This is a genomic window from Pseudomonas sp. PS02303 (assembly GCF_029959925.1).
Classification (GTDB): Bacteria; Pseudomonadota; Gammaproteobacteria; order Pseudomonadales; family Pseudomonadaceae; genus Aquipseudomonas; species Aquipseudomonas mandelii.
In genome coordinates, this window is the sequence record NZ_JASCOM010000411.1 from 1 (window position 1) to 3256 (window position 3256).

Below are 3256 nucleotides of genomic sequence, written 5' to 3' on the forward strand. Positions count from 1 at the left end.
GCTCGCGATGGCGTCGGCACATCCAACATTAATGTGACTGACAGGGCGCTATCGCGAGCAGGCTCGCTCCTACAGGGGGGGGTTGCTGATCGTTGATCCACATCAAGTCCGTAATCCCTGCATAGCGGCACAATGCTGGCACCTTGCCAATGCTGTTTCCGCTATCAGAGAAGACCTCCATGGGTGCCTGGCTTAGCAACATCTCACTGAAGTACAAATTCTGGGCGGTCAATGCGGTCGCCTTCTTCACTACCCTCTTGCTGGTGCTGTACGCCGTGCAGCTCGAACAACAGGCCCGCAGCCACGCCTCTCAAGTGTCGGCTCAGGCGCAGGCTCGCTTGCTCAATGCCTGGCCTGCCGGACAACCGCTGCCCAAGGCCGATAACCTGCTGACCTACAGTCGCGGACAGGCGCCGTTGCTGAACGAGCAGCCGGTGTTGGAACTGGCCGATGCCAAGGGCTGGGTCAAGATCAATTCAATGCCGCTGTTCGGCGACAACCCGTTGATGGGCGCCGAGGTGTTCTCCCGCCCCGACGGTCAGCAGATCGCGGTGATCGCCCATGGCCCGAGCCTGAGCCAGGTGTTTGGCGAACGCTTCGCCAATTACGCGGTGGCGGTGTTCATCCTGATGCTGGCGATGCTGGCCGCTTCGCAGCTATTGATCCGCTTCCTGCTGAGCCAACTCAACACCTTGAAAGATGTGATGCTCCACGTCGAGAAAACCGGCGACCTGTCAGCCCGTGTGCCACTCGCCTGCAAGGACGAGGTCGGGCAGATGGCCAATGCCTTCAACGCGATGCAGGCCGGATACCAGCGAGTAGTCAACACCGTTGCCAGCACTGCCCGGCAACTGGATGTCGGCGCGGCACGACTGGCCTCAAGCATGAACGAGGTGCGTCACGGCATGCTCGGCCAGCAAAGCGAAACCGATCAGGCCGCCACGGCGATCAACGAAATGACCGCCACTGTCTATCACATCGCCCAGCATGCCGGCGCGACCCGCGACCTCTCGCAAACCGCCGATACCTTGGCCGGTAGCGGGCAGGAAGTGGTCAGCCGGGTACAGAAATCCATCGCCGGGTTGTCCAGCGGCGTGCAGCAGACGGCCGAGATGATCCAGCGCCTGGCCGAGGACAGTCAGAAAATCAACGGCGTGGTCGGCGTGATTCACAGCATTGCCGAGCAGACCAATCTGCTGGCCCTGAATGCGGCGATCGAAGCGGCCCGCGCCGGCGACATGGGCCGTGGCTTTGCGGTGGTCGCCGATGAAGTGCGCAACCTGGCCAAGCGCGTGCAAACTTCGACCGACGAGATCACGATCATGGTCTCCGCGCTGCAGGCCGGGACTCGGGACGCGGTGGACTTCATGCAGGAAAGCTCATTCAAGGCTGACGACTGCGTGCAACAGGCCCAAGAGGCTGGTGTCGCGCTGGCACAAATCACCAGCGCGGTGGCACAGATGCGCGAAAGCAATACCCAGATTGCGGTGGCGGCCGAGCAGCAGAGTCAGGTCGCGGAAGAAATGAACCGGGCGGTGGTGAGTATTCGGGACGTGACCGAGAACACCGTGCAGCAAACGGTGGATTCGGCGACGACCAGTAATGATTTGGCAGCGTTGGCTGGGGAGTTGAACAAGGCGATCGGGCAGCTCAAGCTGTAAGGCCTCTTCGCGGGCAAGCCTCGCGCCTACAAGGGTTGGCGACGCTTTTGTTATTGTAGGAGCGAGGCTTGCCCGCGAAGGCGTCAGACCAGTCACAATCAATCCCGACCATGGCCGCTATCACTCCGATAGCCAACCTTGATTCGCCGCCCGCAGTGGCCAAGCCTATTCTTCAATCATGTGTTCAACATGGATCGAGGATTAGCATCATGGGCAAACGTCACCCCAACCTACCCGCCTGGCAATGGCGCGCCTACCCGGGCAATCACCAGCACCCGACCAATCTGGTGTTGCACCTGATTGCCGTGCCGCTATTCATCGTGGCGTTTTTGCTGATTGTTTCCGGGGTGTTCGGCCTGAACTTCGTGAACTTCGCCATCGGTGTCATTGGCGTGATCGCTGCATTAGGCTTGCAGCGCCACGGCCACAGCCTGGAGACGCAAGCCTCCGAGCCGTTCAGTGATCGTAAGGATGCGCTATCGCGCTTGCTGGTCGAGCAGTTCCTGACCTTTCCACGGTTTTTCCTCAGCGGCGGCTGGTGGCGCGCCTGGCGTGAGCGCCACCGTCGTCATTGATCAGGCGAAAATCGTCACCGTCTGCCGGCTCATGGCGATCAACTGACCATCCGCGCTCCACAGTTTCGCGGCTGCGTGACCGTAGCCGTCAGCGCCATGCTCGATTTCCACCAGGTATTTGCACCAGTCCAGCGTACTCAACTCGAGCAACGGCTGGACGAATTCTATGGTCCAGGTCAGCGTGCTGCCCATCGCGGGTTTGCTCAGGTGTGGCAACAGGGCCGGTGGCCAGGCGTCCACCAGCGCCAGAATATGCGACTCGCCGAGCGCCTCTTCCTTCACATCCCCACGCAAACGCACCCAGCCGCCCATATCGCGGGATTTGTTGCCGGTGAATGGCAGACCGCCGACACTCCAGCGCATCGCCAGATGCTGCATGAATTCCGGTAGTACGCCTTTGATATAAGGCAGTTCCTGGCAATCGTCCCAGTGCTTCATTTCAGGTGCCGGCTCGGCCGCGACCGCCACTTCGGAAGGTCGCGAGGCACCGAAGCTGCCCTGGATCAACGTGACCACTTGCCCCTTTTGCATCGCCCGGCCCAGCACCTGGCTGACGGCTTTGCCTTCGCGCAACACATCGACCTCAAAACTGACCGGCACTTCGGGTTCGACTGGCCCGACAAAGGTGATCGCCAGCGAACGCACCGGCCGATCCGCCGGGACTTTTGCGCGCATGGCTTCGTATTGCAACGCGGCCACCAGGCCACCGAAACTGGCACGCCCCTGAGCCCATCCGGCCGGAATAGACAGCGCCAGCGGCTGGCTGCGGACGGCGTCGAGCAGATCGGAAAAGCGCATGGAAACCTCAGTGCGGAAAAAGGATGGAGAGATCTTAACCAGCCAGCGCAGACGGCACAGCGCTTATTCCGGCCAAAAGCACTGACAGATGAGCCGTGCCTGTCCCTGGTTCAACACCCAAACCACTGTGGGAGCGAGCCTGCTCGCGAAACCGGTCTGTCAGCCAGCTCTGATGCCGACTGATACACCGCTTTCGCTAGCAGGCGCGCTCCCACATTTGAT

Annotated in this window: 3 protein-coding genes; 2 read left to right on the forward strand and 1 reads right to left on the reverse strand. The window is 61.0% G+C overall.

The window, feature by feature from the left end; translation table 11 throughout:
- Positions 1 to 179 precede the first annotated feature (179 nt).
- Both QMX98_RS33405 and QMX98_RS33410 read left to right on the forward strand, forming a co-directional pair.
- The gene (locus tag QMX98_RS33405) at positions 180 to 1661 is read left to right on the forward strand and encodes a methyl-accepting chemotaxis protein (protein ID WP_077747924.1); all 1482 of its coding nucleotides are present in this window, start codon (positions 180 to 182) and stop codon (positions 1659 to 1661) included.
- A gap of 209 nt (positions 1662 to 1870) precedes the next feature.
- Positions 1871 to 2236: a terminase gene (locus QMX98_RS33410; protein WP_010461619.1), complete on the forward strand. Its 366-nt coding sequence runs from the start codon at positions 1871 to 1873 to the stop codon at positions 2234 to 2236.
- On the opposite strand, the gene QMX98_RS33415 is transcribed toward QMX98_RS33410, so the two are convergent.
- Entirely contained in the window at positions 2237 to 3034 is a 798-nt protein-coding gene (locus tag QMX98_RS33415; protein ID WP_010461621.1) for an acyl-CoA thioesterase domain-containing protein, read from the reverse strand.
- Between the last annotated feature and the right edge of the window lie 222 nt (positions 3035 to 3256).